This is a genomic window from Variovorax sp. J31P179 (genome assembly GCF_030316985.1).
GTDB lineage: Bacteria > Pseudomonadota > Gammaproteobacteria > Burkholderiales > Burkholderiaceae_C > Variovorax > Variovorax ginsengisoli_B.
The window spans coordinates 1-1,042 of record NZ_JASZYL010000050.1 but is presented as its reverse complement, the minus strand read 5'-3'; the positions used below and the strand labels follow the sequence as shown (position 1 = coordinate 1,042).

The 1,042-nt window shown below is 65.1% G+C and carries 1 protein-coding gene; it reads left to right on the top strand.

The window, feature by feature from the left end:
* Positions 1–1,027: IS630 family transposase (locus tag QTI17_RS34990; protein WP_286538785.1), on the top strand; the 1,027-nt coding region annotated here is incomplete at its 5' end.
* Between the last annotated feature and the right edge of the window lie 15 nt (positions 1,028–1,042).

Here is a 1,042-nt window from a genome sequence, read left to right as displayed (position 1 = left end):
GGCGCGGCGAGGCCGCGTCGAGGCGCGTGTGCAGCAACGCGCCAAGATCGTGTTGTTGGCCGCCCAGGGCTGGCAGAACAAGGACATCGCCTCCGAGGTCGATCTGGATCGGCGCCAGGTGGCCTTGTGGCGCCAGCGCTTCCTGGAAGGCGGGGTGGAGGCCCTGATGAATGACGCGCCGCGCCCCGGGCGTACCCCCAGCGTGACCACCGCCGAGTTCGAATCGAGCGTCGTGGACAAGACGCTTCACGAAAAGCCCATTGCGGCGACGCACTGGAGCACGCGCACGCTGGCCGCGCAGCTCGGGGTGGGACCCACGACGATTCGCCGCGTCTGGCAGCGCAACGGCCTGAAGCCGCATCGACAGAAGACGTTCAAGCTCTCGCGCGATCCGCGCTTCGAGGACAAGCTGCTGGACGTCGTGGGCCTGTATCTGAACCCGCCCGAGCGCGCCCTGGTTCTGAGCTGCGACGAAAAGAGCCAGATCCAGGCGCTCAACCGCACCCAGCCGGGCTTGCCGATGAAGAAAGGGCGCGCCGGCACCGTCACGCACGACTACAAGCGCCACGGCACGACCACCCTGTTCGCGGCATTGAACACCCTGGACGGCACCGTGATCTCGATGTGCCAACAACAACACCGGCACGCGGAGTGGCTGCAGTTCCTGCGCCTGATCCAGCGCAAGACGCCCAAGCACCTGCAGCTGCATCTGATCGTGGACAACTACGGCACGCACACGCATCCCGACGTGCAGGCCTGGCTCGCCGAGCACCCGCGCTTCATCATGCACTTCACGCCCACCAGCGCCTCGTGGCTGAACATGGTCGAGCGCTTCTTCCGCGACATCTCGGAAAACCGCATCCGGCGCGACAGCTTCACCAGCGTGCCCGAGCTGGAATTGGCCATCGATCTGTACGTAGCCCACCACAACGCCAACCCGAAACCGTTCATCTGGACCAAGAGCGCCACCGACATCCTGGCCAAGGTCACGCGAGCCAAGGCCGCCCTGGCAAGGAGCACAAGATAAGTACATATTTAAGTG